The sequence below is a fragment of the Allobosea sp. 117 genome (genome assembly GCF_000702305.1).
GTDB lineage: Bacteria > Pseudomonadota > Alphaproteobacteria > Rhizobiales > Xanthobacteraceae > Ancylobacter.
In genome coordinates this window covers 108,235-132,856 of the sequence record NZ_JNLC01000013.1, presented here as the reverse complement: position 1 = coordinate 132,856, position 24,622 = coordinate 108,235, and the positions used below count along the sequence as shown (strand labels likewise).

At 69.6% G+C, this 24,622-nt stretch carries 28 protein-coding genes and 1 other RNA gene; 8 read left to right on the top strand and 21 right to left on the bottom strand.

All coding sequences use genetic code 11. The annotated features are described in order from the left end of the window. Positions 1 to 3: 3 nt before the first annotated feature. Both tolQ and ybgC read right to left on the bottom strand, forming a co-directional pair. The gene (gene tolQ, locus U742_RS0111820; RefSeq protein ID WP_029353239.1) at positions 4 to 717 is read right to left on the bottom strand and encodes a protein TolQ; all 714 of its coding nucleotides are present in this window, start codon (positions 715 to 717) and stop codon (positions 4 to 6) included. Between the two features lie 448 nt (positions 718 to 1,165). Next, on the bottom strand, positions 1,166 to 1,675 hold the full coding sequence (gene ybgC / locus U742_RS0111815) for a tol-pal system-associated acyl-CoA thioesterase (protein WP_029353238.1): 510 nt from the start codon (positions 1,673 to 1,675) through the stop codon (positions 1,166 to 1,168). A gap of 210 nt (positions 1,676 to 1,885) precedes the next feature. Between ybgC and U742_RS22515 the strand changes: the two genes are divergently transcribed. Continuing rightward, positions 1,886 to 2,887: a cupin domain-containing protein gene (locus U742_RS22515; RefSeq protein ID WP_156034208.1), complete on the top strand. Its 1,002-nt coding sequence runs from the start codon at positions 1,886 to 1,888 to the stop codon at positions 2,885 to 2,887. An 11-nt stretch (positions 2,888 to 2,898) separates the two neighbouring features. Here the strand turns inward: U742_RS22515 and U742_RS0111805 are convergent, their stop codons facing one another. The 7 genes from U742_RS0111805 to ruvC all read right to left on the bottom strand — a co-directional run bounded on the left by U742_RS0111805 (position 2,899) and on the right by ruvC (position 8,271). Next, complete coding sequence (locus U742_RS0111805) at positions 2,899 to 4,092, bottom strand: M14 family metallopeptidase (protein ID WP_029353234.1); 1,194 nt, start codon at positions 4,090 to 4,092, stop codon at positions 2,899 to 2,901. A gap of 146 nt (positions 4,093 to 4,238) precedes the next feature. Beyond that, positions 4,239 to 4,667: a DUF2852 domain-containing protein gene (locus tag U742_RS0111800; RefSeq protein WP_029353232.1), complete on the bottom strand. Its 429-nt coding sequence runs from the start codon at positions 4,665 to 4,667 to the stop codon at positions 4,239 to 4,241. Between the two features lie 93 nt (positions 4,668 to 4,760). Beyond that, positions 4,761 to 5,405, bottom strand: a complete 645-nt coding sequence (locus U742_RS0111795) for a TetR/AcrR family transcriptional regulator (RefSeq protein ID WP_029353230.1) — start codon at positions 5,403 to 5,405, stop codon at positions 4,761 to 4,763. Positions 5,406 to 5,618: 213 nt separating this feature from the next. Next, positions 5,619 to 6,656 (bottom strand): Holliday junction branch migration DNA helicase RuvB, encoded by a 1,038-nt coding sequence (gene ruvB, locus U742_RS0111790; protein WP_029353229.1) that lies wholly within the window; start codon positions 6,654 to 6,656, stop codon positions 5,619 to 5,621. A 25-nt stretch (positions 6,657 to 6,681) separates the two neighbouring features. Then, positions 6,682 to 7,299, bottom strand: a complete 618-nt coding sequence (gene ruvA / locus U742_RS0111785; RefSeq protein ID WP_029353227.1) for a Holliday junction branch migration protein RuvA — start codon at positions 7,297 to 7,299, stop codon at positions 6,682 to 6,684. Beyond that, a complete protein-coding gene (locus U742_RS0111780) occupies positions 7,296 to 7,733 on the bottom strand; it encodes an anthrone oxygenase family protein (protein WP_029353225.1) in 438 nt (145 codons plus the stop codon). The genes ruvA and U742_RS0111780 overlap by 4 nt, the downstream gene beginning before the upstream one ends. 13 nt (positions 7,734 to 7,746) lie before the next feature. After that, positions 7,747 to 8,271 carry a crossover junction endodeoxyribonuclease RuvC gene (gene ruvC, locus U742_RS0111775; RefSeq protein WP_029353223.1) on the bottom strand — a complete coding sequence of 175 codons (525 nt, stop codon included), beginning with the start codon at positions 8,269 to 8,271 and terminating at the stop codon, positions 7,747 to 7,749. Positions 8,272 to 8,403: 132 nt separating this feature from the next. Between ruvC and U742_RS0111770 the strand changes: the two genes are divergently transcribed. Beyond that, positions 8,404 to 8,871, top strand: a complete 468-nt coding sequence (locus tag U742_RS0111770) for a pyridoxamine 5'-phosphate oxidase family protein (RefSeq protein WP_348981014.1) — start codon at positions 8,404 to 8,406, stop codon at positions 8,869 to 8,871. A gap of 107 nt (positions 8,872 to 8,978) precedes the next feature. Continuing rightward, the gene (locus U742_RS0111765) at positions 8,979 to 9,332 is read left to right on the top strand and encodes a COG4315 family predicted lipoprotein (protein WP_038361354.1); all 354 of its coding nucleotides are present in this window, start codon (positions 8,979 to 8,981) and stop codon (positions 9,330 to 9,332) included. Positions 9,333 to 9,371: 39 nt separating this feature from the next. Here U742_RS0111765 and U742_RS0111760 read toward each other — a convergent pair whose 3' ends face one another. Next, a complete protein-coding gene (locus tag U742_RS0111760; RefSeq protein ID WP_081852964.1) occupies positions 9,372 to 10,373 on the bottom strand; it encodes a DMT family transporter in 1,002 nt (333 codons plus the stop codon). A 226-nt stretch (positions 10,374 to 10,599) separates the two neighbouring features. Between U742_RS0111760 and U742_RS0111755 the strand changes: the two genes are divergently transcribed. After that, positions 10,600 to 11,346 (top strand): sulfite exporter TauE/SafE family protein, encoded by a 747-nt coding sequence (locus U742_RS0111755; protein WP_029353215.1) that lies wholly within the window; start codon positions 10,600 to 10,602, stop codon positions 11,344 to 11,346. On the opposite strand, the gene U742_RS0111750 is transcribed toward U742_RS0111755, so the two are convergent. From U742_RS0111750 to U742_RS0111730, 6 genes are all read right to left on the bottom strand, one after another. Continuing rightward, a complete protein-coding gene (locus U742_RS0111750; protein ID WP_029353213.1) occupies positions 11,335 to 12,270 on the bottom strand; it encodes a glycosyltransferase family 8 protein in 936 nt (311 codons plus the stop codon). The two genes, U742_RS0111755 and U742_RS0111750, sit on opposite strands and share 12 nt — an antisense overlap. Before the next feature lie 188 nt (positions 12,271 to 12,458). Then, complete coding sequence (locus U742_RS0111745) at positions 12,459 to 13,205, bottom strand: YebC/PmpR family DNA-binding transcriptional regulator (protein WP_029353211.1); 747 nt, start codon at positions 13,203 to 13,205, stop codon at positions 12,459 to 12,461. Positions 13,206 to 13,316: 111 nt separating this feature from the next. Next, positions 13,317 to 14,132, bottom strand: coding sequence for a TIGR00282 family metallophosphoesterase (locus U742_RS0111740; RefSeq protein ID WP_029353209.1), 816 nt, complete (start codon positions 14,130 to 14,132; stop codon positions 13,317 to 13,319). A 3-nt stretch (positions 14,133 to 14,135) separates the two neighbouring features. After that, positions 14,136 to 14,801 (bottom strand): 5-formyltetrahydrofolate cyclo-ligase, encoded by a 666-nt coding sequence (locus tag U742_RS0111735; protein WP_081852962.1) that lies wholly within the window; start codon positions 14,799 to 14,801, stop codon positions 14,136 to 14,138. Between the two features lie 12 nt (positions 14,802 to 14,813). Continuing rightward, positions 14,814 to 14,970, bottom strand: a non-coding RNA gene (gene ssrS, locus U742_RS22905) — 6S RNA. 297 nt (positions 14,971 to 15,267) lie between these two features. Next, complete coding sequence (locus U742_RS0111730; RefSeq protein WP_029353206.1) at positions 15,268 to 16,269, bottom strand: NAD(P)H-quinone oxidoreductase; 1,002 nt, start codon at positions 16,267 to 16,269, stop codon at positions 15,268 to 15,270. Between the two features lie 161 nt (positions 16,270 to 16,430). Between U742_RS0111730 and U742_RS0111725 the strand changes: the two genes are divergently transcribed. From U742_RS0111725 to U742_RS0111715, 3 genes are all read left to right on the top strand, one after another. Then, positions 16,431 to 16,622 (top strand): DUF1192 domain-containing protein, encoded by a 192-nt coding sequence (locus U742_RS0111725; protein WP_029353202.1) that lies wholly within the window; start codon positions 16,431 to 16,433, stop codon positions 16,620 to 16,622. 222 nt (positions 16,623 to 16,844) lie between these two features. Further along, on the top strand, positions 16,845 to 17,765 hold the full coding sequence (locus tag U742_RS0111720; protein WP_051661146.1) for a DMT family transporter: 921 nt from the start codon (positions 16,845 to 16,847) through the stop codon (positions 17,763 to 17,765). Between the two features lie 440 nt (positions 17,766 to 18,205). Then, positions 18,206 to 18,712: a protease adaptor protein RcdA gene (locus tag U742_RS0111715; RefSeq protein WP_029353197.1), complete on the top strand. Its 507-nt coding sequence runs from the start codon at positions 18,206 to 18,208 to the stop codon at positions 18,710 to 18,712. 334 nt (positions 18,713 to 19,046) lie between these two features. Here U742_RS0111715 and rpmE read toward each other — a convergent pair whose 3' ends face one another. Beyond that, positions 19,047 to 19,271, bottom strand: a complete 225-nt coding sequence (gene rpmE, locus U742_RS0111710; protein ID WP_029353196.1) for a 50S ribosomal protein L31 — start codon at positions 19,269 to 19,271, stop codon at positions 19,047 to 19,049. A gap of 109 nt (positions 19,272 to 19,380) precedes the next feature. Between rpmE and U742_RS0111705 the strand changes: the two genes are divergently transcribed. Then, complete coding sequence (locus U742_RS0111705; protein WP_248310341.1) at positions 19,381 to 21,273, top strand: ABC transporter transmembrane domain-containing protein; 1,893 nt, start codon at positions 19,381 to 19,383, stop codon at positions 21,271 to 21,273. Here the strand turns inward: U742_RS0111705 and U742_RS0111700 are convergent. Genes U742_RS0111700 through U742_RS0111685 form a run of 4 tightly spaced genes read right to left on the bottom strand, consistent with a single transcriptional unit; the run spans position 21,270 to position 24,522 of the window. Next, positions 21,270 to 21,890, bottom strand: a complete 621-nt coding sequence (locus tag U742_RS0111700) for a hypothetical protein (protein WP_029353192.1) — start codon at positions 21,888 to 21,890, stop codon at positions 21,270 to 21,272. The two genes, U742_RS0111705 and U742_RS0111700, sit on opposite strands and share 4 nt — an antisense overlap. Next, positions 21,859 to 22,353: a GNAT family N-acetyltransferase gene (locus U742_RS0111695; protein ID WP_081852986.1), complete on the bottom strand. Its 495-nt coding sequence runs from the start codon at positions 22,351 to 22,353 to the stop codon at positions 21,859 to 21,861. The genes U742_RS0111700 and U742_RS0111695 overlap by 32 nt, the downstream gene beginning before the upstream one ends. Before the next feature lie 27 nt (positions 22,354 to 22,380). Continuing rightward, positions 22,381 to 23,415 carry a peptidoglycan -binding protein gene (locus tag U742_RS0111690; RefSeq protein ID WP_029353190.1) on the bottom strand — a complete coding sequence of 345 codons (1,035 nt, stop codon included), beginning with the start codon at positions 23,413 to 23,415 and terminating at the stop codon, positions 22,381 to 22,383. 24 nt (positions 23,416 to 23,439) lie between these two features. Beyond that, complete coding sequence (locus tag U742_RS0111685; RefSeq protein ID WP_038361351.1) at positions 23,440 to 24,522, bottom strand: hypothetical protein; 1,083 nt, start codon at positions 24,520 to 24,522, stop codon at positions 23,440 to 23,442. Positions 24,523 to 24,622 lie beyond the last annotated feature (100 nt).

The following is a 24,622-nucleotide window of genomic DNA, read 5'->3' as shown; positions in this document are numbered from 1 at the left end:
GTATCAGCCCCGCTCGTCGATCTGACGCGAGAGGATGGCGGAGAACTCGTCCGCGAAACCCTCCAGCCGAAGCGCCAGACGGCCAACCTGTGACACGAACTTGTTGTAGAAAATCGTCGCCGGGATGGCGGCGATGAGGCCGATTGCCGTTGCGAAAAGGGCTTCGGCGATGCCCGGCGCCACAACTGCGAGGCTGGTGTTCTTCGAGGCGGCGATCGACTGGAACGAGGTCATGATGCCCCAAACCGTACCGAACAGGCCGATGAACGGGCCGGCCGAGCCGACGGTCGCCAGCACCAGCAGCCGCGCCTCCAGCCGCTCCACCTCGCGGGCGATGGTCACGTCCATCACCTTGTCGAGCCGCTGCGTCAGTCCGGCGAAGGAGCGCGCGCCGCCCTCATAGGAGCGCTTCCACTCGCGCATCGCCGCGACGAAGATCGCCGCCATGCCGTGCGGCGGGCTCGCGGAAAGCGTGCGGTAGAGTTCCTCGAGGCTCTGGCCGGACCAGAACACCTGCTCGAAGCGGTCCATCTGCCGCTTCATGCGGGCGAACAGCAGCGTCTTGTCGATGATGATCGCCCAGACCCAGATGGAGGCCGCGACGAGGCCCGCCATCACCAGCTTGACGAGAATATGGGCCTGCAGGAACAGGCTGATCAGCGAAAGGTCGGCACTGGGAGCGGCGATCGCCGTCTGTGCGACATCGGCGGGATTCATATGGCCTTACCTCGACACCAAAGCCTGGTGCATCGCCCGGTCGGTGCCGGTACGCCTCACTACTCACCAACGCCCATGATTAGGTGTGGCATCGTCCAATCCGCGGAGCCGGCACACGCCGCCGTCCCGCCAGACCGCCCCATTCCGTACGGTCTCCTGTTCGGCGGGGAATCTGACAAAACTTTGGCGCCGCAGGCTTTGCGACGGGAGGATTAAGCACCCGTCAGGGTTAATGCCGGGTTAGCGTTGCACCGCAGCAACAGATTGCGCCCCACCGCCCAGGGTTGCCGCGGGCGTCCCGCCCCGGCCGGCGATTCGCTTTCGAGTGGCGCCACGTCACCCTGAGATGCCCGGCCATTGACGTATGAGACGGCCATTTCTTCGAGGCGAACTTCGCTCGCACCTCAGGATGACGCCGTGCCCGGGAGGGGGAATCGGCTCTCCGCGATCAGACCTGCGGCGCTTCGTCCTGCGCCGCCTTCATCGCCTGACGCAGCGCATCGGGGATGCGCCGGGCGCGGCCCTGCGCCACGAAGGCGACCTTCACCTTGCCCTCGACGATGAGCTCGCCGCCGCGCATCACCTTCTGCGACAGCGTGATCGAGGCGCCGGCGACCTCGACGGGGGTGGTGTGAACCTCCAGCACGTCGTCGATCCGCGCCGGCCGCTGGAAGTCGAGCGTCATCGAGCGCACCACGAAGGCGAAGCCCGGCGCCTCCTCCTGTGCCTGCCCGAACAATTCGCCCTGCACCACGCCGATCAGCCGCAGATGATCGGAGCGCGCCCGCTCCATGAACTTCAGATAGTTGGCGTGGTAGACGATGCCTGAGAAATCCGTGTCCTCGTAATAGACCCGCACGGGCAGCACATGCCCGCCCGGCACCAGCCGCCCGGCGAGATGCAGGAAGGGATCGGCTTTCAGGACGTCCGGAGAGAAGGGATCGGGGCGCTCGGTCATGGCGCCCTCATAGAGCCTTTTCCGGCCCCGTGGAACACTCGACGAAGGGCGCAGGCGCGACCGGGCTCCCGGCGCCGTTCGCCTCCCTTGATCCAGGTCAAGACGTCGGCCCGTCCCGACGCGATGATAACGTTTACAGACGCGTGTGGGCAGATCGCGTGAGCAGATCGCGGCCCCTTGCCGGGGTGGCGTGTGGGATGGAGCAAGGACGTGAACATAGATCTCGCGATGGAGCAGTATTTCGGCCCGAAGGGCGTCGTCCTGCCCGATCAGGGTACGACCTATCGCTTGGCTGAGCCGGGCATCACCGCGCAGATCAAGCTGGCGCCGGGGGACTACACCCACTTCAAGTTCACTGCCGTCCGCTACGATCTCGAACCCGGCGCCAGCCTCGACCTTGCCGCCTCGCTCTATGCCGGCCGCATGCTCTACGGCCTCGAAGGCGACGGGGAGATCGTGCTGAACGGCCGGCGCAGGCCGTTCCCCGAAGGCACGTTCGTCCATGTCGGCGAAGGGCATCATGTCGCGCTGGCCAATACCGGCGCTGCGCCGCTGCAGGTGTTCAGCTTCGTCTTCGGCCCCAGCCCGGAGGCGCGCGCCGACCTGATGACGCGGGACCTCGACGGCCAGCTCTGGCTCGAGATCACGGACACCCTGCGCAAGGTCTTCGGCCTCGTCTCCCGGGAGCAGGCGGCGGCGCTTCCGGACGCGGGCAAGGGCGAGCTCGTCTATCTGCTGCCGAACGAGGGACCGTCCTACTGGCAGGCGAAGCCCAGCGCCGGCTTCGTCGAGGTCAAGCTCGCGCCGTTCACCTCCAACGTGCACCATTATGGCGTGCTGATGCAGACGCTGTTCCCCGGCTGCGGCGTGCGCGAGCACGGCCACAACCAGCTCAGCGAGTTCTTCGTCATCAGCAAGGGGCTGGCGCGCGCGGCGCTCGACGGACAGGAGGCGCTGTGCCCGAAGGGCACGGTGATCGTCATCGGCCGCAACGTGATGCACTACTGGGCCAATGCCGGCGAGACAGACGCGCAGAACTTCGCCATCGTCGACCCGCCCGGCGTCGAGGGCGCGCTCGCCATCACCGGGCGCCTGCGCGGCCCGAACGAGACATGGCCCGACGACATTCCGCGCAACGCCGAGACCGGCAAGATATTGCACGACCGCTTCGGCTTCGTGATCCGCGGCAACGCCGCCGACCGCACCGGCTAGACCGTTTTCGATCACTCAGGGTAGGTTTCGCCAGCTTCCGGCGTCGGCCTGTGGAACAGGATGAAGGTCAGCGGGTCGCCGGGTTCGGCCATCGCGTCGCTGCGCAGGCCCGTCACCTCTCCGGCGACGCCGCTCGTATATTCCGCGACTATGGCGCCGAAGCTGTCGCGCTGGACGGCGACCTTCTGTCCGGGCTGGACCTTGTCGTTGAGCCCGACCAGATGCTCGACGAGCCCACCCTGGGTGGCGAGGACCGGGAACGCGCTGTTGCCGACGAAGACATTCACGTCCTTGCCCGTGCGTCCCATGGGGCCGGGCACGATGCCATAGTGCTTGAGCACGTTCATCGTGCCTTCCACGAACAGCGGGATCATCTTCAGATCCAGCACCCGCGCCGCTCCGATTTCCGGCGTGAAGGCGGGAATGCCGACATCCATGAATGCGTTGTGCAGGACGCCGGGATAGACGTGATTGTCGAAGATCTGGCCGACCGGATAGAGCTCCAGCATCGCCTTGACCTCCGGCACGTCCATACCGCCGATGTTGAAGGCGGTGACCTCGAACCCGGTCGTTCCGGTGTGGAAGTCGATCGCGGCGTCGGCGTTCGGGCGCAGCAGCCGGTTGAACAGCAGCCCGGCATGCCGGCTGGGCGCGGTGAGGCCGTTCTCGTTACCCGGCCATTCCCGGTTCATGTCGATCAGATCGGCGCCGCGGCCGAAATTGGGCCATCGGCGCTGCATGCTCTCGAGGGCCGGGCGGGACACATCGGTGACCGCCATCACCGTGCCGGACATCTGCGCCGGATCGAGCTGGTTCATGACGGTCTGCACCGTCTGCACGGAGCTCATCTCGTCGCCATGCACACCGCTGGTGAGCACGACGCGCTTGCCCGGCTTCGCCCCTTTCGCGACCGTCACCGACACGTACCAGTATTGCCCGGTCGGCATCTGCACGCCCTGGAAATACAGAAGGTGCTTCCTGCCGGGCTCCAGATCGTTGACGTCGAGCCCGCTGACGACCTTTTTCCCCGCGATCGTATCGCCGGTATAGACGGTCGCGGATGCCGCGCCCGCGGAAGGAGCCGCCGCGCCCTGGGCGTTCGCGGCACCGGCATTGGCCACGAGAGCCGCCGACGCGCCGACCGTCGCAAGCGATGCGATCATGAAGTCGCGGCGGTCGAGATGGTCTTCTGGATTGCCCGGCATGATGGAACTCCTGACCGTGACGTTCGGGCGCCAGCATACACGGCGATCGACCCGTCGGGTCTGTGGGAGGGCAACCCATAAGAAAAGGCCCGGCGCGAAGCCGGGCCCTGAAGACGGTCAGTATAGGCGGTCGGCCGGGAGCGGGCTCAGCCCTGCCCCTCGGTCGTCGGCTCCGGCGCGGGAGCCGGACGGTTGCGGCGCTCGGCCATGAACTGGTCGAACTCGGACTTGTCCTTGGCCTGGCGCAGGCGCTCGAGGAAATCCTTGAAATCGCGCTGCTCGTCTTCCAGACGGCGCAGCGTCTCCTGCCGGTACTCATCGAAGGCGGCATTGCCGCTCGACTGGAAGCCGGAGTAGCCGCGGTTGAAGCGGCCGTCGAAGGCGTTGCGGAACGCGTCGCGCCCCTGCTCCTGCCAGTGCGCGAAGCCGCGCCTGCTGCTGCATCCCATACGTCCACTCCCTATCGAGAAGGCCAGGACCGCGAGCCCCAGGGGCCACCAGGCCATGAAGCCCAGGACCGTGAGTGCGATCCAGGCCGGTTTGCCGAAACTGTCGAGCTTTTGCGTGAGCTCCATGGCAGCGGTCCCTGGTTAGTGTGATCGTGAATGTTAATCACATTTACATAGATAGGAAAGGCGCTCGGAACTGTCAATGCCAGACCGGAAATTTCAGGCTGCGGGGGCGCCGAGGCCTTTCAGATAGATGAGGAATGCGGCCTCAAGGAGATCGTCCGCCGGCATCGGCACCTTGCGGCGCGCCGCGTCCGCCCGCCCGAACAGCGCGGCGACGCCATGCGCCAGCGCCCAGGTGTGCAGGGCCACCATCAGCGCCGGCGGGCGACCCTGTGCCGGCATCGCCGCCACCAGCGTCTCGGCCGCCTCGCGCAGCACGCCGAAGGCCCGGTCGGCGGCCTGCCGCAGCGCCGGGTCGGCCTCGGTCGGAATGCCGGATTCGAACATGGCGACATAGTCCGCCGGATGCTGGCGGGCGAAGTCGAGATAGGCGTGGCCCATGCGCTCATAGGCGCTCGCGGCGTCGGGCCGCCCGCCGTTCCAGCCGGCCTTCAGCGCCTCGGCGAAACGGTCGAAACCGGCCGCCGCCACCGCGGCCAGCAGTTCCTCGCGGTCGCGGAAATGCCGGTAGGGCGCGGCCGGGCTCACCCCCGCGCGCCGCGCCGCCTCGGCGAAGGTGGCCCCGGCGGGCCCGCGCTCGGCGATCAGGTCGAGCGCCGCCTGCATCAGGGCTTCCCGCAGGTTACCGTGATGGTAGCCACGCGATTCTCCGCCCTTGTCGCCGCTTTTGGACCAGCTCATGTGAAAAGCACTTACATCACGCCGGGCGCGGCGTCGATGCGATTGCGGAGGGGCACCGTCGCGGCAGAGGCCTGCGTGCTTCGAGGCCGGCCTGTCGGCCGGCACCTCAGCATGACGGGTCTCGTGCAGGATTTTCTCCCAAGCGTCGTCATCCTGAGGCGCTCGACCGCAGGTCGAGCCTCGAAGGACGCAGGCGGCCTCCCGCAGCCCGGCTCACTTCCCGCCTTCGTCGAACAGCGGCATCTGCGTCGTCGAGGACGGCACGGCGAGGCCGAGATGCTTGAAGGCGTGCGGCGTGAGCATGCGCCCGCGCGGGGTGCGCTGCACCAGCCCCTGCTGCACCAGATAGGGCTCGATGATCTCCTCGATGGCGTCGCGCGGCTCGGAGAGCGCCGCCGCGATGGTCTCCACCCCGACCGGCCCGCCGCCGTAATTCACCGCGATGACGGTGAGGTAGCGCCGGTCCATCTGGTCGAGCCCGGCCTCGTCCACCTCCAGCGCCCCGAGCGCGCGGTCGGCCGCCGCCCGGTCGATGGTGGTCGCGCCCGCCACCAGCGCGAAGTCGCGCACCCGGCGCAGCAGCCGGCCGGCGATGCGCGGCGTGCCACGCGCCCGACGGGCGATCTCGCGCGCGCCGTCCTTCGAGATCGGGATGCCGAGCACCCGCGCCCCGCGCGTCACCACCAGTTCCAGCTCGTCCACCGTGTAGAAATTGAGCCGCACCGGGATGCCGAAGCGGTCGCGCAGCGGCGTGGTGAGCAGGCCCGAGCGGGTGGTGGCTCCGACCAGCGTGAATTTCGAGAGCTGGATCTTCACCGAACGCGCCGCCGGCCCCTCGCCGATGATCAGGTCGAGCTCGTAATCCTCCATCGCCGGATAGAGGATCTCCTCCACCGCCGGGTTGAGCCGATGGATCTCGTCGATGAACAGCACGTCGCGTTCTTCGAGATTGGTCAGCAGCGCCGCGAGGTCGCCGGCCTTGGCGATCACCGGCCCGGAGGTGGCGCGGAAGCCGACGCCGAGCTCGCGCGCCACGATCTGCGCCAGAGTGGTCTTGCCGAGGCCGGGCGGGCCGACGAACAGCACATGGTCGAGCGCCTCGCCGCGGGTCTTGGCGGCCCTGATGAAGACGCCGAGATTGGCCCGCGCCTGCTCCTGCCCGATGAATTCGGAAAGCGTCTGCGGCCGCAGCGACGCCTCCGCGCCGTCCTCGTCGCGGCGCTCGGGGGTGATGAGGCGGGAGGTGTTCATGCCGCCTCCTTAGGCCAAGGGCCCCTCACCGCGCCAGCTCCTTCAGCCCGAGCCGGATCAGCTTCGCGGTGTCGGCGCCCTCCCCCGCCTCGCGCACGGCGCTCGCGATCGCCGCGCTCGCCTGTATCTGCGCGTAGCCGAGATTGACCAGCGCCGAGACGGCGTCCGCCACTGGCGCCGGGGCACGCTTCGCCTCGACCTGACCGGCGAGTTGCGCCACCGCCGGATCGACGCTGGCATAGCCGGGCGCCTTGTCCTTCAGCTCGGCGACGATGCGCGCCGCCACCTTCGGCCCGACGCCGTTGGCCCGCGCCACCATGGCCCGGTCGCCGAGCGCCACGGCGTTGGCGAGATCGGAGGGCGACAGCGTCGAGAGCACGGAGAGCGCCACCTTGGCGCCGACCCCCTGCACGTTCTGCAGAAGCGTGAACCACGCCTTCTCGGCTTCCGAGGCGAAGCCGTAGAGCCGGATCATGTCCTCGCGCACGAAGGTCTCGATGTGCAGTACCGCCGCCTCGCCGGCGGAAGGCAGTGCCTGCAGCGTGCGCGCCGAGCAGTGCACGAGGTAGCCGACCCCCTGCACGTCGAGGATCACATGGTCCTCGGCGTAGCTGTCGATGAGGCCCTTCAGCTTGCCGATCATGGCTCACCGGTCAGCGCGGCGAGGAACAAGAGGACGCCGAGCGCCCCGAGCGCGGTGCGCACCGCGTGCAGCCGGCCCCAGTGCTCGATCAGCCGGCGCGTCTGCGGGCCGGCGGCGGACGGCTCGGTCGCCATCAGCCGGTTGTTGGTCGGCATGATGCCGAGGAGCGTATAGGGCCAGTTGGCCAGCATCACGAGGCCGGCGGCGAGCGCCTGTCCGTCGCCCTCGGCTCCGAAGGCGGCAAGACCGCACAGAAAGCCGGCGACCGCGAGGCTCGCCTGCATGACGAAGCCGCGCTTATAGGCCGGCTTCCACTGCGTCAGCAGCGCCGCGTCGTCGAGCTGGAGCCGCGCCGGCTGCTCGGCGAAATTGATGTAGAAGGCCGCGCCGGTGAACAGCGCGGCGATGACGAGGCCGATGAGCTCGGCGAGCATGATCCCCTCCCCCTCAGCCACCCGCTCCGGCGAGAACGCCCGCCCGGAGCGCCGCCGCGCCCCTATGCTGGGCGTGGGTGACGGCCACCGCAAGCGCGTCCGCCGCGTCGTCCGTCCCGAAGTCGGCCTTGGGCATCAGCACCTTGATCATCATGCGGATCTGCGCCTTCTCGGCCCGCCCGGCGCCGACCACGGTCTTCTTGACCAGCAGCGCCGCATATTCGGCCACCGGCACGCCGGCGAGCGCCGGGGTCAGCAGCACCACGCCCCGCGCCTGGCCGAGCTTCAGCGTCGAGGCCGGGTTCATGTTGACGAAGGTCTCCTCCACCGCCGCCTCGTCCGGCGCATGGTCGCGGATGACGCGCGCCAGCTCCTCGTGCAGGCAGGCGAGGCGGGCAGCGAGCGCGCCCTCCTCCGGCGGCAGCACCGTGCCGCTGGCGACGAAGGTGAGCTTCGTGCCGACGGCCTCGATCACCCCCCAGCCGGTGCGGCGGAGACCCGGATCGAGACCGATGATGCGAATCGCGCGCGGCGCCATGACTACGGCGTAGCCGAACAAAGGACGAACGTGAAGGCCGGCCGATCCCCGCGCGCTTGACGCGGGTCAAGGGAAGGCCGGCCGGTCGCGGGCATGCTGCGCCCGCACCGGTCAGGCGAGAGGAGAGCCGTCATGCCCGAACCGATCGACGCGGCGCTCCGCGAGCGCATTCTGCACGTCCTCGACACCCACCGCATCTGCACCGTGGCGACGCTCCGGCCGGATGGCTGGCCGCAAGCGACGACGGTAGGCTATGTGCATGAGGGGCTGACGGTCTATTTCCTCTGCGGGCGCGACAGCCAGAAAGCGGCCAATCTCGCCCGCGACGACCGCGTCTCGCTCACCATCGACCACGACACCGCCGACCTGATGGCGATCAGCGGCCTGTCGCTGGCGGGCCATGCCCGTGCCGTCGAGGACGAGGCGGTGGCCGGCCGGGTGATCGCGGCGATGATCGCCGCCTATCCCGAGGCCGCCGCCAGCCCGCCGATCGACCCGCCGGCGCCGCGCGACGTGCGCATCTTCGCCGTCACGCCGGTGGTCATCTCGCTGCTCGACTATTCGAAGGGCTTCGGCCACACCGATCTGGTGACGCTGTAGCGCCGGTCGAACGGGCGGCGGGCGGCATCCGACTGCCCCGACTTCGCCACAGGCCGGTCGCATCGTCCGCGCCGGGGATCAGGGGCTCCGACATTCGGAGAACCGCCATGACGAAGCTTCCCGTTCTCGGTGCCTGCTTTCTCGCCGCCTCCGCCCTGCTCGGCCTGCCCGCCCATGCCGCCGGCCTGCTGACCGGCGCCAACGGCATGACGCTCTATGTCTTCGACAAGGATACCGGCGGCGTGCCGAGCTGCTACGATGCCTGCGCCACCAACTGGCCGCCTTATCTCGGCAAGGCCGGCGAAAAGATGAAGGAAGGCTGGAAGCTGGTGCCGCGCAAGGACGGCGCCATGCAATGGTCCTATGACGGCAAGCCGCTCTACTTCTTCGCCGGCGACAAGAAGAAGGGCGACAAGGCCGGCGACGGGCGCGGCGGCATCTGGCACGTCGTCAACGACTGAACCCGGCCAGACGGAAGGCGCAACGCCAGGGGCGGGCCGTCAGCCGGTCCGCCCGCGCTGCAGCGCGCCGCTCGCCAGCACCACGCCGCAGCCGGTGGCGGCGATGCCGAACATCGCCGCGGCGTCCGGATGCTCGCCGAGCAGCGGCACCGCCAGCGTCGCGGCGAGCGCCGGCACGAGGCCGGTGAAGGCCGCCGCGCGCGAGGAGCCCAGCCGCGCGATCGCCGTGCCGAAGGCGATCAGCGCGATCACGCCCGAGCCGAGCCCCTGCACCAGCACGAGCTGCGCGATCTCCAGGCCGTGCCCGGCCTCGACCGCGGCGATCGCGCCGGGCAGGCCGACCGGCGCCAGCAGCACCGCCGACCACAGCCCGATCAGGCCGGTGAGCTCGGTCGCGCTCATGCCGGTGCGGCGGAACGCCAGCGTGTAGCCCGCCCACAGCACCGCGCAGGTCACCAGCAATATGTGCCCGCGCCAGGCGCCGTCGGCATGAGCGAGCAGCCCGCGCCCGCCGAGCGCGAGACCGCCCAGCGCGATCAGCGCGAAGCCGAGCCAGCGCCAGCGCCCGAGCCGCTCGCGATAGACCACGACCGAGATCAGCGCCACCACCAGCGGCATGGTGCCGGGCAGCAGCGGCCCGACATCGGCAGCCGGCACGAAGCGCATCGCATTGCCGACCAGCAGGAAGAACAGGGCCCCCGAGCCCATGAAGCAGAGCAGGTAGGGTATCAGCGCGCGCCGCGGCCAGATGCCGACCCGCCACCAGGCCGGCGCCAGCACCAGCGCCGGCACCACGAAGCGCAGGAAGCCGACGGTCGCCGGGCTCATATGGCCGGCCACCGCATGGCGGGTGGAGACGATCCAGCCACCCCAGATGCCGATGGCGAGCAGCGCGCAGGCCGCCCCGATCAGCCGGTTGCGCGGCGTCGGCGTCGCGAGGCCGGCGGGCGGGGCGGGGGTCTCGGCGCGGATTGCGGGCGATGATGGCGGCTGGGATGGCGCGGGGGCCGCGATCGCGGCGTCGGCCGGCGGCGTGCTCATGTCGGGTTCTTTGCGGTGATCGGGAATCGCGGCCGGCGCTTTGCCGCATGTCGCCCGTATTCTGACCTCGGGGGCGGCAGGCGGCAAATCAGTTTTCCAGATGGGGCCGGCAAGCATCGCTGATGAATCGGCGCCGGGCGGACGGGGACGACAACGCTTGGCCGGAGGCGAGGCTTCGTGCAAAGGAACCGAACCGAACTGTCGTTTCGCCGGTTGCCGATTCCCCATGCCCCTCGATCCGGCCCTCCTCTGGGCAGCCAGCGCCGCGCTCGTCGCCGGCATCACGCGCGGCTTCTCCGGCTTCGGCGGCGCGCTTATCTTCATGCCGCTGGTCAGCGCCGCCTATGGCCCGGAGGTCGCAGCGCCCGTGCTGCTGGCGGTCGACACCGTGCTCACTTTGCCGATCCTCCGGCGCGCGCTCAGGGCCTGCCTGTGGCGGCAGGTGCTGCCGCTCGCCCTCGCCGCGGTGGCGATGGTGCCGGTCGGCGTCGCCATCCTCGGCCGCGTCGATCCGATCGTGCTGCGCTGGGCGCTCGCCGGCGTCGCGCTCGGGCTTTTGGTGCTGCTGATGTCCGGCTGGCGGCACAGCGGGCGCCCGCATCTTGCCGTGACGCTCGGCGTCGGCGCGCTCGCCGGCACGCTCGGCGGCGTGGCGCAGATGTCCGGCCCGCCGGTCGTCGCCTACTGGATCGGCGGCAACCATCCGGCCGCGCAGGTGCGGGCGAACCTGTTCGGCTTCTTCGCCCTCGTCACCGTGGCGAGCGCTCTCGCCTATTGGCGGCACGGCCTGTTCACCGGCGAGGTCGGTCGCCTGTCGCTGATCCTCGCCCCGCTCTACGCGATCGGGCTGGTCGGTGGCTCGCGCGCCTTCGCCGGTGCGTCGGACCGCACCTACCGGCGCGCCGCCTATGTGGTGATCGCGCTCGCCGCCCTGCTCAGCCTGCCGTGGCTCGACGGCCTGCTACGCTCCTGAGCTCGGAAGACCGCCGGCCGGTCGACGTGCGAACAGCGCGCGCGCCCAGCGGATGACGCGCCGCACCGTTTCCGCCGCATAGACGCGGATGTTGCGGCGGACCGGGTCGTGCAGCGGCGCGTTCGCCCAGGGCGAGCGGGCGCGATAGGCGCGGTAGAGCTCGGTCATCGGGTGCCGGCAATCGGCGTGGTTCGGCTTGGCCCGGCCGACGAAATGGATGATCCGCGCCGCCTGGAAGCCGGAGGGATCGGTGCACTGGCGCGCCGCAAACGAGCTCTCATAGTAGTTCCACTCGCGCGGCAGCTTCAGCCAGTGCCCGGCCAGCGCCGCGTTCAGCGCATCCTGGTCCATCATGCGGATGCGGTCCGCCTTCTCGATCGCCACCGCGCAGCTTTTCTCGGTGAGGCCCTCGGCGCGCCAGCGGACGGGATCGATCAGCAGCACGCCGCTGTTCAGATAAGGCGTGTCCTCCAGCAGGCCGAGGCGGCGATTCCATTCGGCATGGGCCGCATCGCGCCGGTCCTCGACGGCGGCAACGGCGAGGCCCTCCATGTCGAGCGCGGCGAGCGGGGCGAGGTCACCATTAATCAGCACGTCGCAATCGACATAGAGCATCCGCCCCTCGACCTGCGGCAGCAGGCGCGGGATCAGCAGCCGCGCATAGCCCGCCGGGGTGATGTGGGTGCGCACCTTCATGCGCGAGAGCAGCGCCCGCGACTGGTTGTCGATGTCGTGGATGTTAAGCCGGCCGGCCTCGGGGTAGCAGGCGGCAATCCGTCGCCGGTCGGCCTCGGTCAGCCCGGTGCCGAAGATATGGATGGCGGCGACCGCGTCGCCCGCCTGCGCGGCGAGCGACATCAGCATGACGCCGACGAGCTCGACATAGTGCCGGTCGGTTGCGGTGACGACGACGAGCCCGTCCAAGGGGGATCCTGCGGCGGAGACCTGGATACGCGACAACGCCGTCGGGCGCCCGCGCCGCATTGCTTGTCAGCCGCCGATGGCGGAAACGTGACCGACCGCGCCTTGCCCCAGGGACAATTCCATGCGTGCACACATGACGTTAGGTCAGGCGCACGCCATTACCGGCGCGATGGCGGAAGATGCGGCGCTCAGGCGCTGAGCTTCGCCATCACGGCGTCGGAAACCTCGAAATTGGCGTAGACGTTCTGCACGTCGTCATTGTCTTCCAGCGTCTCGACGAGACGCAGCAGCTTCTCGGCCACCTCGTCGTCCACCGCGATGGTGTTCTGCGGCTTCCACACGAGGCCGGATTTCCGCGGCTCGCCGAACTTCGCCTCCAGAGCCGCCGCCACCTCGTTGAGATTCTCGACCGTGGTGACCACGACATGGCCGTCCTCGGAGGAGGACACGTCGTCGGCGCCCGCCTCGATGGCGGCTTCCATCATCGCGTCCTCGGAGGCCTTGGCGGCATCGAACTCGATCTGGCCGACGCGGTCGAACATGAAGGACACCGCGCCGGTCTCGGCGAGGTTGCCGCCCGACTTGGTGAAGTAGGAGCGCACCTCGGAAGCGGTGCGGTTGCGGTTGTCGGTCAGCGCCTCGACGATCACCGCGACGCCGCCGGGGCCGTAGCCCTCGTAGCGGATCTCGTCATAGTTCTCGGCATCGCCGCCGGACGCCTTCTTGATGGCGCGGTCGATATTGTCCTTCGGCATGTTCTCGGCGCGGGCCGCGAGGATGGCGGCGCGCAGGCGCGGGTTCATGTTCGGGTCGGGCAGGCCGAGCTTGGCCGAGACGGTGATCTCGCGCGCCAGCTTTGAGAACAGCTTGGAGCGCACCGCGTCCTGCTTGCCCTTGCGGTGCATGATGTTCTTGAACTGCGAATGCCCGGCCATGGCCGCCTCCACGTCGCGCGGGCGGGACCGATCGGTCTCCCGCGTCTTCATGCTGAAAAATTGGGTGCGCGGCTTATAGGCGAGAGCCTATGCGCGCGTAAAGAAGGGCGCTCACCAGAACTCGGGCATCGCCGGCGACAGCTCGCCGCCGATCCGCACCGGCGCGCACCTCACGGCGCGGCCGCGCGCGTCGGTCTCGACCGCGATCCCCGCCAGCGTGCCCGCCCCTGCGGCCGGCTCGAAGCGGGTCGAACCGATCTTGCGGGTGAAGCGGCGCAGGGGTTCTTCCTTGTCCATGCCGATTACCCCGTCATAGGCGCCACACATGCCGACATCGGTCTGGTAGGCGGTGCCGCCCGGCAGCACGCGGTGGTCGGCGGTCGGCACGTGGGTATGGGTGCCGACGACGAGGCTCGCCCGGCCATCGCACCAATGGCCGAAGGCCTGCTTCTCGCTCGATGCTTCGGCGTGCAGGTCGACGACGATGGCGTCCGCAACCTCGCCGAGCGGGCAGGCCGTCAATTCGCGGTCGATGGCGGCGAAGGGGTCGTCCAGCGCGTCCATGAAGACGCGGCCCATGATGTTGACCACCAGCACCTGCGCGCCGTTGCGCGCCTCGATCAGCGCGGCGCCGCGCCCAGGCGTGCCGGCGGGAAAGTTCACCGGGCGGACGAGGCGCGGAGCGCGCTCGATGAAGACCAGCGCCTCGCGCTGGTCGAAGGCGTGATTGCCGAGCGTCACCGCGTCGGCGCCGAATTCCAGCAGTTCCTCGTAGATCGTCTCGGTGATGCCGAAGCCGCCCGCCGCGTTCTCGCCGTTCACCACGACGAAATCGAGCGCGAGGTCGCGCCTCAGGTCCGGCAGATGCTCGGCCACCACATTGCGGCCGGCCCGGCCCACGACGTCGCCGAGGAAGAGGAGCCGCATGGTTCAGTCCTCCGCCGGTCGCGGATCGCACGGCCTGATCAGGCCGGCATCGGTCGCGATGGCATCGAGCGGCTCGTCATGCGGCTCGTCCGGCAGCGCGGGCAGCTCCTGCACCGCAAACGCATAGCCGATCGCCTCGACGCGCTTGCTTGCGCGCAGCAAAGCGAGGGTGCGGTCGTAGAAGCCAGCGCCGTAACCGAGCCGGTGGCCGCGCGCGTCGAAGGCGGCGAGCGGCACCACGAGCACGTCCGGCTCGACTTCGGCGGCATGATCGGGCGGCGCGGGAATGGGGCTGCGGCCCGGCCCGGCGCTCGCCACCAGCGGCTCGTCGGCGCGCCATTCGCGAAACAGCAGCGGACGCTCGCGCCCGGTCACCACCGGCAAGGCGAGCCGCGCCCCCGCGCCGCGCAGCAGGTCGGCGAGCGGGGTGGTGTCGATCTCCTCGCCGATCGGCGCGAACAGCGCCACCGTGCCGCGCCCGCGTCCGTCGAGCCATCGTCCGTCGAGCCATGCCATGGCGTTGCGGGCCGCCGCCTCGGAAGCGCGCGCGCGGGCTTCCGTGGAAAGCGCCGCCCGGCGGGCGAGCGCCAGCGCGCGCAGCTCCGTCTTGCCGTTGGCGGCCGTGCCGTTCGGGGTGGATGGACCGGGGGAGGAAGGAGACGAAGCCATGAGAGAGAAAAGCGCGGAGCCACGATGGCCGTTGGAGGATCGATCCCGGGAACCTACAACGTAGGTGGGCGCCGTATGTCCGAACCCACGGGTCCGGTCAGGGACAGCTCCCTTTGAGATCGATAAGGCCCCGGGGAATATGTTCTCCTGACGCGCCCCGCAGCCCCGCATGACGAATGTAAGACGCGGCGGCGCCGATTGCCAGAGGCAGGGTGCACGTCGCGAACGACTATCCCCGGCATACACGCGTCCTGGACGGATTCATGGCCGAAGGGCCTTCGCTGGGTCCCGGATCGGCGCTCCGGCTACGCCTCCGCTTGTCCAGGACACGGGGCGCCTCGCCTGACCTTGGCGTCCCGGACAAGCGACACGCAGTGCTGCGCCGATCCGGGACCCAGGAGAAGCTCTTCGGCCGATCACCCGCCTCCCAGGGGGACAGCGTCAGCGCCGCGACCTCCGGTGCCCCTCACCCCACCGTCAGCATGATCTTGCCGATATGCGCGCTGCTCTCCATCCGCGCATGCGCCCCGGCGGCGTCGGTCAGCGGGAAGCTCTGGTCCATTACCGGCTTCACCGTGCCGGCGGCGATCAGCGGCCAGACCTTCGCCTTGAGCGATGCGGCGATCGCCGCCTTCTCGGCGTCAGGCCGCGAGCGCAGCGTCGAGCCCATGTGCGAGAGGCGCTTCAGCATCAGCCGCATATAGTCGATCTGCACTTTCGAGCCTTCCATGAAGGCGATCTGCACGATGCGGCCCTGCGGGCTGGCGGCCTCGTAGTTGCGGGCGATGTAGGAGCCGCCGACCATGTCGAGGATGACGTTCACCCCCTTGCCGCCGGTCGCCTGCTTTATTTCAGTGACGAAATCCTGCGTCTTGTAGTCGATCGCGAGGTCCGCACCGAGATCGCGGCACACCGCGCATTTCTCGGCGCTGCCGGCGGTGGTGAAGACCTTCGCGCCGAAGGCCTTGGCGAGCTGGATCGCCGTGGTGCCGATGCCCGAGGTGCCGCCATGGACGAGGAAGCTCTCGCCCGCCTTCAGCCCGGCGAGGTCGAACACGTTGGTCCACACGGTGAAGAAGGTCTCGGGCAGCGCCGCCGCCTCGACCAGCGAGAGCCCGGCGGGAACGGGGAGCGCCGCGCCGGCCTCGGCGACGCAATACTCCGCATAGCCGCCGCCGGAAACCAGCGCACACACCTCGTCGCCGATTTTCCAGGAGGTCACACCCTCGCCGAGCGCCGCCACCGTGCCGGCGATCTCCAGTCCCGGAATGTCCGGCGCGCCGGGCGGCGGCGGGTAGAAGCCCTTGCGCTGCATCACATCCGGCCGGTTGACGCCGGCGGCCGCGACCCTGACGAGGATCTGCCCGGCGCGCGGCACCGGCACCGGCCGCGTCTGTGGCACCAGCGCCTCCGGCCCTCCCGGCGTCGGAATGGCGATCGCGGTCATGGTGGACGGCAGCTCGGTCACGGCGCACTCCTCTCGCCTGCGCCGGCGGAACCGCCGGCGTCGCGTGGCATATGGTATTCAACCGTCTCCTAGGTCACCCGCACCGGGCTGGCAACCGACCCGCCGCGGGAATAAATTATCCCGACCGCCGCGACGAGACGGCACCACGCGAGGAAGACGCCATGGCCATGGAAGACGACCCGCTGCGCCCGCCGCGCGCGGCCCTCGAGATTGGCGGCGACCTCTCCACCCTGTCGGAAACCGAGATCGAGGAGCGCATCGCCGCGCTCGAGGCCGAGATCGCCCGGCTGAGCGCCGCGCTCGGCTCCAAGCGCGCCTCGCGCGCGGCGGCCGACGCGTTTTTCAAGAAATAGGTGGCGGATCGCGCATCGCGGCGGGCACGAGGTGATGCCAGAACCGGCTTGCGCGCAGTCGGACGGCGCCGGCAGGCAACGTCCGTGACGGATTGGTGCAACCTCGCTTTTCCCTTCGTCCTTACAGTGACCTGACATAGCGCCCCGACCGGACGCGTCTGACCGGCTTCATGAGGCACCTTGCCGGCCGGTTGCGCGGACGATCCGCTCACAGGTCCGATGATGAGGCTCACCTACGCCGCTTTCGTCCTGCTCGGCCTGCTGTGGGGGTCCAATTTCATCTACATGAAATGGGCCGCCGCCTTTATCGACCCCGCCCAGATCACCCTCCTGCGCGTGTTGTTCGGCTTCCTGCCATTGGCGCTCGTGGCCTGGCGCATGGGCGTCATCGAGCGGCGCCAGTTGCGCCATGTCCCGCATTTCCTCGCCATGGCTGCATTGGCGACGGCCTTCTATTACTTCGCCATCGCGAAGGGCACGGCCCTGCTTCCCTCCGGCGTCGCCGGCGTGCTGGGCGGGTCGATCGCGCTGTTCACCACCCTCGCCACGCTCCTGTTCCTTCGCACGGAGCGGCTCAACGGGCTGATGGCGGCCGGTGTGGCGATGGGCTTTGCCGGGATCGTGCTGATCGCGCGCCCCTGGGAAGGCGCGGCCAACACCATCGACATCGCCGGCGTCTTCTGGATGCTGGGGGCCGCGATCATCCTCGGCGTCTCCTATGTCTATGTCCGTCGCTTTCTCTCGCCTTTGAACCTGCCGCCGCTGGCGCTCGCCACCTGGCAGACGGGGCTCGCCCTGCTGCTGCTCCTGCTGCTGACGGACCGCAGCGGAATGGCGCGGATCCTCCAGGACTGGCACGCGGCGGCCGGCGTCGCGGTCGGGCTCGGCATTCTGGGCACCGGGACGGCCTTCCTGATCTACTATTTCCTGCTGCAGGAACTCGGTGCCGTGGCGGCCTCGGGCGCGACCTACATCACGCCGGTGGTCGCGCTGATCATAGGCTGGGGCGCCGGCGAACAGGTCGGCCCGCCGGAGCTGGCAGCGGTGACCCTGATCCTCGTCAGCATTGCGATGCTGCAGATCGGACGACAGCGTGCCGTTCAGGGAACGCCGCCCTCCATGGCCGATGCGACGCGGCGCTGAGCTCGCCTCGAAAAGCACGCATCGGGCACGGGCATTTGACTAAAATTGCGATGAGCCTCGGCCAAATGCCGCCGGTCCGGTCCTTTTTTGTTCCCTGTCCCTTCCCGCTTAACCCGCCATTAAGCTTTCCGGTTCATTACAGGGACTGTCCAATTTTTGGACGTGAGTGGCTCCTGTCCACTCTGTTTGACGCCTCCCTGTCATCACTTCACGAGCCGCCTCCGGGCGGCTCTTTTTTCGACGGGCGAGCCCTTCTCCTTTCGCGCGCGTGCCGATTTGGCACAGATTCCCGGCCCCGCGATTGCAGCCTCCCCCTGTGCGGAGCCGAGCGTGTGCGGCAAGCGTGTGTGGACAGAAGAGCCGTCCCGCGCGAGGCAACGCCAAAACATCTAGGATTTGCCGACGTGATTCGCGTCGGCAGGGCGAATGGCAGGTTTGGCATGGCCGATCATGGCGAAAGCGCCGCGCGGGCGATCAATCTCGGAGAGCGCAGGGCAACGTCCCCGGCGTTCGACGCCCTGTTCCAGGAGGGCATGGCGCTCGTCGAGCGCACCGCCGCCTATCTGGACGGGCCGGGCCGCAGCGCCTACCGGGCGCTCACCCGCACCGGCGCCAGCCTCTATGCGACGCACAGCATGCGCCTCACCACCCGGCTGATGCAGCTCGCCTCCTGGCTGCTGCTCCAGCGCGCGGTGAACGAGGGCGACCTCACCCCCGGCGAGGCGCTGCGCGAGAAGGCGAAGGTCGATCTCGGCCGCCCCGAGCGGCTGCCCGATGACGAGGCGCGCCTGCTGCCCGACGAGCTGGCCGACCTGATCGACGACGCCCGCGAGCTGCAGCAGCGTATCCTCATGCTCGAATCCGCACTCACCGGCACCGCGCGCCCCGCCCCGAACCCGGTGGTGCGTCAGCTCGGCATGCTGCGCGCCGCCTTCGAGGGGCATTGAGGGCTCGCGCGATCACGCGCGTCTCGCCATATGGCCGAAGGGTTTTTCCTGGGTCCCGGATCGACGCCGCACGCCGTGCGGCTTGTCCGGGAAGCATAAGGTCGGCGTGTCCCGGACAAGCGGAGGCGAAGCCGAAGCGCCGATCCGGGACCCAGGGGAAACCCTTCGGCCGATCCGGCCGCCCAACGCACACTCTTCAACCGCAACCCACGCGCGACCAGCCGCCACGCGACATCGCGCCGCCATGAACGCGAAAAGCCCCCGCGCCGGACGCGGAGGCTCTGATGTCGGCCGTTCCGAAGGATGAGGCGCGCCCGCGAAAGGCGCGCTTTTCTCACGCCTTGAGGAAGCCGGCGAACTTCTTCTGGAACTTGGAGACGCGTCCGCCGCGGTCGAGCAGTTGCTGCGAGCCGCCGGTCCAGGCCGGGTGGGACGTCGAGTCGATATCGAGCTGAAGGGTGTCGCCCTCCTTGCCCCAAGTCGTCCGGGTCGTGTACTCGGTGCCGTCCGTCATCACCACCTTGACGAAGTGGTAGTCGGGATGGATGTCGCTCTTCATGGGTTGCATCCTCGCCGCCGCGGGGCCGGGCCCCTTCCGGGAGGCCACGCGGCGATCCTCAATTCGATCCTGCCGGAAATCCGTGCGGGTCTATAACCGAGACCTTGCCGTGACACAAGCCGATCTGCCGAGCCAACGCGATCTGCCGGGAGCCGATGCCGTCGCGGCAGCCGGCGCAGCCAAGGCAAGCCAGGGTGCCGCAAATCCGGGAGGCGCGGGCGCAGGCAGTGAGACCTATCCGGCGAGCGCGCCCACCGCCCGCCGGCGGCTCTCTCCCCTGCTGGCGCTGTGGCCGCATGTAAAGCGCTATCGCGGCCGGGCCTGCGCCGCGCTCGTCGCGCTCGTCGTCGCCTCGCTCGCCACGCTGGCGGTGCCGATCGCCGTGCGGCGGATGATCGACTTCGGCTTCGACGCCGGGCATGCCGGCTTCGTCGACCGCTATTTCGCGGTGATGCTGGTGGTGGTCGCCGTGCTGTCCGGCGCCTCGGCCGTGCGCTACTACCTCGTCATGTCGCTCGGCGAGCGCATCGTCGCCGACCTGCGCGCCGCCGTCTTCTCGCATCTCCTGCTGCTCGACGGGCGCTTCTACGACACCGCCAAGTCCGGCGAGCTGATCTCGCGGCTCACCGCCGACACCACCCAGATCAAGTCGGCGGTCGGCGCCTCCGCCTCCATCGCGCTGCGCAACATCATGATGTTCATCGGCGCGGCGATCATGATGGCGATCACCAGCCCGTGGCTGTCGGCGATCCTGCTCATCGCCATTCCGGTGATCGTGGCGGTGCTGCTCGGCTCCGGGCGCGGCGTGCGCAAGCGCTCACGCGGCGCGCAGGACACGCTGGCCGAGGCCTCCGCCTATGCCGCCGAGGCGATCGGCGCGGTGCGCAGCCTGCAGGCCAACACGGCGGAGCGGGCGGCCGACGCGCGCTTTTCCGCCGAGGTCGAGAGCTCCTTCGGCGCCGCGCGCGCCGCGATCCGCGCCCGCGCCATGCTGACCGGGTTCGGCATCTTCGTCGTCTTCGCCAGCGTCGTCGGCATTCTCTGGGCCGGCGCCAACGCCGTGCTCGCCGGCACCATGACCGCCGGCACGCTCGGACAGTTCGTGCTCTATGCGGTACTGGCGGCGAGCGGGCTCGGCCAGCTCGGCGAGGTGTGGGGCGAGGTCTCGCAGGCCGCCGGCGCCACCGAGCGCATCGCCGAACTGCTGGCCGTCCAGCCCGAGGTCAAGCGTCCTGCCGATCCGGTGACGCTGCCCGAGCCGCCGCATGGCGCGGTGCGCTTCGAGCATGTCGCCTTCGCCTATCCGACCCGGCCCGGCATCGCCGCCCTCGACGGCGTCTCTTTCGAAGTGCGGCCCGGCGAGCGGGTCGCCATCGTCGGCCCCTCCGGCGCCGGCAAGAGCACGGTGTTCCAGCTTCTGCTGCGCTTCTACGACCCGACGAGCGGGCGCATCCTCCTCGACGGCGTCGACGTGCGCATGGCTGATCCGGAGGCGGTGCGCGCGCGCATCGCGCTGGTGCCGCAGGACGTCGCGGTATTCGCCGCCTCGATCCGCGAGAACATCCGGCTCGGCCGGCCGGACGCCACCGACGCCGAGGTCGAGGAGGCCGGCCATCTCGCTCGCGCCGACGAGTTCGTTGCCCGCCTGCCGCAGGGCTGGGAGACCCCGGTCGGCGAGCGCGGGGTGACGCTCTCCGGCGGCCAGCGCCAGCGCATCGCCATCGCCCGCGCCATATTGCGCCGGGCCCCGGTGCTGCTGCTCGACGAGGCGACCTCGGCGCTCGACGCCGAGAGCGAGACGCTGGTGCAGCAGGCGCTCGACCGCTCCATGGAAGGGCGCACCACCATCGTCATCGCCCACCGGCTGTCCACCGTGCTCTCGGCCGACCGTATCCTCGTCATGGAAGCCGGCCGCGTGGTCGAGGAAGGCACCCATGCCTCGCTGGTCGCCAAGGGCGGCCTCTATGCGCGGTTGGCGGCGCTGCAGTTCGGCGAGGATTAGCCGAGGCTCTCAAGAAAAGCGGCGTATTCGGCCTCGTGCCGACCTTCATTATTGGCCATGCCCGGCTTGGTGAGCACGCCGCGGCGCGGCGGGATGAAGCTGAGAATCCGCCGCTTGGGCCGCTCGTGCCAGGCAAGGTTGAAGGCGGCGTAGCGCGGGAAGAACTCCATCTCCGAATAGGGCAGATGGTCGTGCACCCACCACGCCATCGCCTCCCAGCGGCCGCTCGCCTCGTAGTACGGGATGAAGGCCGGCACCACCACGCAGGCTGTGGCGCCCATGCAGCCCTCCGCGTCGCGCCGGTCCCAGATGTGGCCGGCGAAGCTCGCCGCGTTCAACGCGCAGTTATGGCCGTCGCGATTGCCGAGCGCGTTCACCTGCGCCGAGCGGAAGGCGGAGCGGATGGCGAGCCGCCCGAAGCGCGCCTGCAGCGGCTCCAGCAGTTCCTCACAGAGCCGCCGACCGGCCACGATGGCGAGGTCCGGGTCGTCCGGCACGTTGGACAGACCGTAGATGTCCGCGATCTCGGAATGCAGGAAGTCGCGCAGGAAGAAGGACGGCGACAGCCGCACCCGGCCGAGCTCCTCAAGCCCCCTCACGCTGCGCGGGCGCTGCATTCGGCGTTACCTCCGCCTCCCACACATAGCGCCAGATCGGCAGGCCGGAGCGCGGATTGACGCCCATGCCGCTGCGCCGGAACCCCTCGCGCTCGTAGAAGGTGACGGCGCGGGGATTGTCCTGGTTCACATGCAGCTCCAGCCGCCCCGGCGAGAGCCGCCGCGCCTCCACGACCAGCGCCTGCGCGACGCCGCTTCCCCAAAGGCGCGGCGCCACCGCGAGCTGGTCGAGATAGCCCGTTGCCGGCGAGACCATCACGAAGCCGGCGAGCGCGCCACCCGGTTCCACCGCGAGGCGCGCCACCGAGCCCTCGGCGGCGAGGGAGTCGAGCCGGGCGGCGAGCCAGCCGCGCCGCGCCTCGAAATCGATCTCCGGCATCGCCGCCTGCCAGCTCGCGACCCACAGATCGACGAGTTCCGGCTGGCGGCTATCGTCGAGCGGAACGAAGGTCAGCTCAGCCATCGCTGCTGTGCGCCTTGGCGCCCGCGCTCATCGCTCGGTGAGCTTCAGCTCGATGCGGCGGTTCTTGGCGCGCGCCTCGTCGCTGTCGGCGGCGTCGATCGGCTGGTACTCGCCGAAGCCGGCGGCGACCAGATGCACCGGCTGGATGCCCTTGCCGACCAGATACTGCACCACCGCGATGGCGCGCGCCGCCGAGAGCTCCCAGTTCGAGGGGAATTGCGGCGTCTGGATCGGCCGGTTGTCGGTATGCCCGTCGACCCTGAGCACCCAGGCGATGTCGGAGGGGATCTCCTTTTCCAGCGCGGCGATCGCCTCGGCGAGCTTGTCGAGGGCCGGTATCGCCTCGGGGCGGATGCCCGCCGAGCCGGGATCGAAGAACACCTCGGACTGGAACACGAAGCGGTCGCCGACGATGCGGATGTCCGGCCGGTCGCCGAGAATGGCGCGCAGCCGGCCGAAGAACTCCGAGCGGAAGCGCGTCAGCTCCTGCACCCGCTGGGCGAGCGCCACGTTCAGCCGCCGCCCGAGATCGGCGAGCTTGGCCTGGCTCTCCTTGTCCTTGCTCTCGGAGATGGCGAGCGCCTCCTCCAGCGCCGCCATCTGCCGGCGCAGCGCCGCGATCTGCTGGTTGAGCAGGTCGATCTGCGAGAGCGCCTGCGCGGCCACGTCCTTCTGCTGGGCGAGCTGGCTCGCCAGCGCCTCGGCGCGGCCCCGCGCGGCGGCCTGCTCGGCCTCGTCGGGCGGCGCCACGATCTCGGAGCGCAGCCGGTCGCGCTCCTGCTGCATCAGCGCGAGGCTGGAGCGCAGCGAGCCGAGGTCGCTCTCGGCGTCGTCGCGGCTGGTGCGCTCCAGAGCCAGCAGGTCGGTCAGCTCGCGGATCTGCGCCTGAAGCCGCGCCATGGCGTCGTCCTTGCCGGCCATCTCGCGGGTGAGGAAGAACTGCACCAGCACGAAGACGGTGAGCAGGAACACGAAGACGAGCAGCAGCGTCGAGAGCGCATCGACGAAGCCGGGCCAGTAGTCGATGCGGCGCTCGCCGCCGCGCGCGCGGCCAAGTGCCATGCTTTAGTACCCTTCCGCCATGGATCAGATCCTCTCGCGGTCGGCGGCGCGGGCGAGCTTCTCCAGGACCTTCTTGATCTCCTGCTGCTGCTCTGCCTGCGCCTCCACCCACTCGCGCACCATCTGCTGCTCCGAGCGCATGTGCTGGACGAGGCCCTGCAGGCTCTCGGCGAGATGCGCCATCGCCGCGGTGACGCGGTGCGAGCCCGCCTCGTTCATGGTGTGCTCCAGCTTCTCGATCGCCTGGGTGAGCTGGACGTAATTGGGCGAGGGCAGCGCCGGGAGTGGCGCCGGCGGCGTCACCGGCGGCGTGACGGCCTGCGGCGCCGGCAGCACCGGGCCGACCACCGGGGGCGGCGCCGGGCGGGCGGCGACCGGCAGGTCGAGCCCGAGATCGGCGACGCTGGTCGAGAGCCAGTCCTCGAGGTCGGTATAGAAGCGGTTCTGCGCCTGACCGGTCTGCAGGTCGAGGAAGCCGAGCACCAGCGAGCCGGCGAGGCCGAACAGCGAGGACGAGAAGGAGATGCCCATGCCGCCCAGCGGGGCGGCGAGGCCCGACTTCAGCGCATCGAGCACGGAGGCCGAATCCGGCCCGACATCGAGCGAGCCGATCACCCGGCCGATCGAGCTCACCGTCTCCAGAAGGCCCCAGAAGGTGCCAAGCAGGCCGAGGAAGACCAGCAGGCCGGTGAGGTAGCGCAGCAGGTCGCGCGCCTCGTCGAGCCGGGTGCCGATGGATTCGAGGATGCCGCGCATGGTGGTCTGCGAGATCGCCATGCGCCCGATCCGGTCGCGCAGCAGCGCCGCCATCGGCGCCAGCAGCACCGGCGCGCGCGCGACCGCCAGGCCGGGATCGGCGAGCCGCACGCTGTTCACCCATTCGACCTCGGGGAACAGCCGCAGCACCTGCCGGAAGGCGAAGACGATGCCGATGAACAGCACGCCGAAGATGACGCCGTTGAGGCCGGGATTGTTGAGGAAGGCTTCCCAGATCTGCCGGTACATCACCGCCGCGAGCGCGCCGCAGAGCAGGAGGAAGACCAGCATCCGCACCAGGAAGATGCGGGGCGAGGACAGTTTGAGGAAGGGGTCCGCCGGATGCGCCATGCCAGTCGTCGTTCCGCTGTCGCCGTCACTTCGCCGTCGTCCGGGGCCGCCGGCACGCAAGATGCGCGACTATGCCATAGACGCAACGAAATGGAACGGC

Excerpts from the sequence above, each read along its gene's own strand:
- tolQ (WP_029353239.1), bottom strand. The coding sequence starts at position 717 with ATGAATCCCGCCGATGTCGCACAGACGGCGATCGCCGCTCCCAGTGCC.
- ybgC (WP_029353238.1), bottom strand. The coding sequence starts at position 1,675 with ATGACCGAGCGCCCCGATCCCTTCTCTCCGGACGTCCTGAAAGCCGAT.
- U742_RS0111805 (WP_029353234.1), bottom strand. The coding sequence starts at position 4,092 with ATGCCGGGCAATCCAGAAGACCATCTCGACCGCCGCGACTTCATGATC.
- U742_RS0111800 (WP_029353232.1), bottom strand. The coding sequence starts at position 4,667 with ATGGAGCTCACGCAAAAGCTCGACAGTTTCGGCAAACCGGCCTGGATC.
- U742_RS0111795 (WP_029353230.1), bottom strand. The coding sequence starts at position 5,405 with ATGAGCTGGTCCAAAAGCGGCGACAAGGGCGGAGAATCGCGTGGCTAC.
- ruvB (WP_029353229.1), bottom strand. The coding sequence starts at position 6,656 with ATGAACACCTCCCGCCTCATCACCCCCGAGCGCCGCGACGAGGACGGC.
- ruvA (WP_029353227.1), bottom strand. The coding sequence starts at position 7,299 with ATGATCGGCAAGCTGAAGGGCCTCATCGACAGCTACGCCGAGGACCAT.
- U742_RS0111780 (WP_029353225.1), bottom strand. The coding sequence starts at position 7,733 with ATGCTCGCCGAGCTCATCGGCCTCGTCATCGCCGCGCTGTTCACCGGC.
- ruvC (WP_029353223.1), bottom strand. The coding sequence starts at position 8,271 with ATGGCGCCGCGCGCGATTCGCATCATCGGTCTCGATCCGGGTCTCCGC.
- U742_RS0111770 (WP_348981014.1), top strand. The coding sequence starts at position 8,404 with ATGCCCGAACCGATCGACGCGGCGCTCCGCGAGCGCATTCTGCACGTC.
- U742_RS0111765 (WP_038361354.1), top strand. The coding sequence starts at position 8,979 with ATGACGAAGCTTCCCGTTCTCGGTGCCTGCTTTCTCGCCGCCTCCGCC.
- U742_RS0111760 (WP_081852964.1), bottom strand. The coding sequence starts at position 10,373 with ATGAGCACGCCGCCGGCCGACGCCGCGATCGCGGCCCCCGCGCCATCC.
- U742_RS0111755 (WP_029353215.1), top strand. The coding sequence starts at position 10,600 with ATGCCCCTCGATCCGGCCCTCCTCTGGGCAGCCAGCGCCGCGCTCGTC.
- U742_RS0111745 (WP_029353211.1), bottom strand. The coding sequence starts at position 13,205 with ATGGCCGGGCATTCGCAGTTCAAGAACATCATGCACCGCAAGGGCAAG.
- U742_RS0111740 (WP_029353209.1), bottom strand. The coding sequence starts at position 14,132 with ATGCGGCTCCTCTTCCTCGGCGACGTCGTGGGCCGGGCCGGCCGCAAT.
- U742_RS0111735 (WP_081852962.1), bottom strand. The coding sequence starts at position 14,801 with ATGGCTTCGTCTCCTTCCTCCCCCGGTCCATCCACCCCGAACGGCACG.
- U742_RS0111725 (WP_029353202.1), top strand. The coding sequence starts at position 16,431 with ATGGCCATGGAAGACGACCCGCTGCGCCCGCCGCGCGCGGCCCTCGAG.
- U742_RS0111720 (WP_051661146.1), top strand. The coding sequence starts at position 16,845 with ATGAGGCTCACCTACGCCGCTTTCGTCCTGCTCGGCCTGCTGTGGGGG.
- U742_RS0111715 (WP_029353197.1), top strand. The coding sequence starts at position 18,206 with ATGGCCGATCATGGCGAAAGCGCCGCGCGGGCGATCAATCTCGGAGAG.
- rpmE (WP_029353196.1), bottom strand. The coding sequence starts at position 19,271 with ATGAAGAGCGACATCCATCCCGACTACCACTTCGTCAAGGTGGTGATG.
- U742_RS0111700 (WP_029353192.1), bottom strand. The coding sequence starts at position 21,890 with ATGCAGCGCCCGCGCAGCGTGAGGGGGCTTGAGGAGCTCGGCCGGGTG.
- U742_RS0111695 (WP_081852986.1), bottom strand. The coding sequence starts at position 22,353 with ATGGCTGAGCTGACCTTCGTTCCGCTCGACGATAGCCGCCAGCCGGAA.
- U742_RS0111690 (WP_029353190.1), bottom strand. The coding sequence starts at position 23,415 with ATGGCACTTGGCCGCGCGCGCGGCGGCGAGCGCCGCATCGACTACTGG.
- U742_RS0111685 (WP_038361351.1), bottom strand. The coding sequence starts at position 24,522 with ATGGCGCATCCGGCGGACCCCTTCCTCAAACTGTCCTCGCCCCGCATC.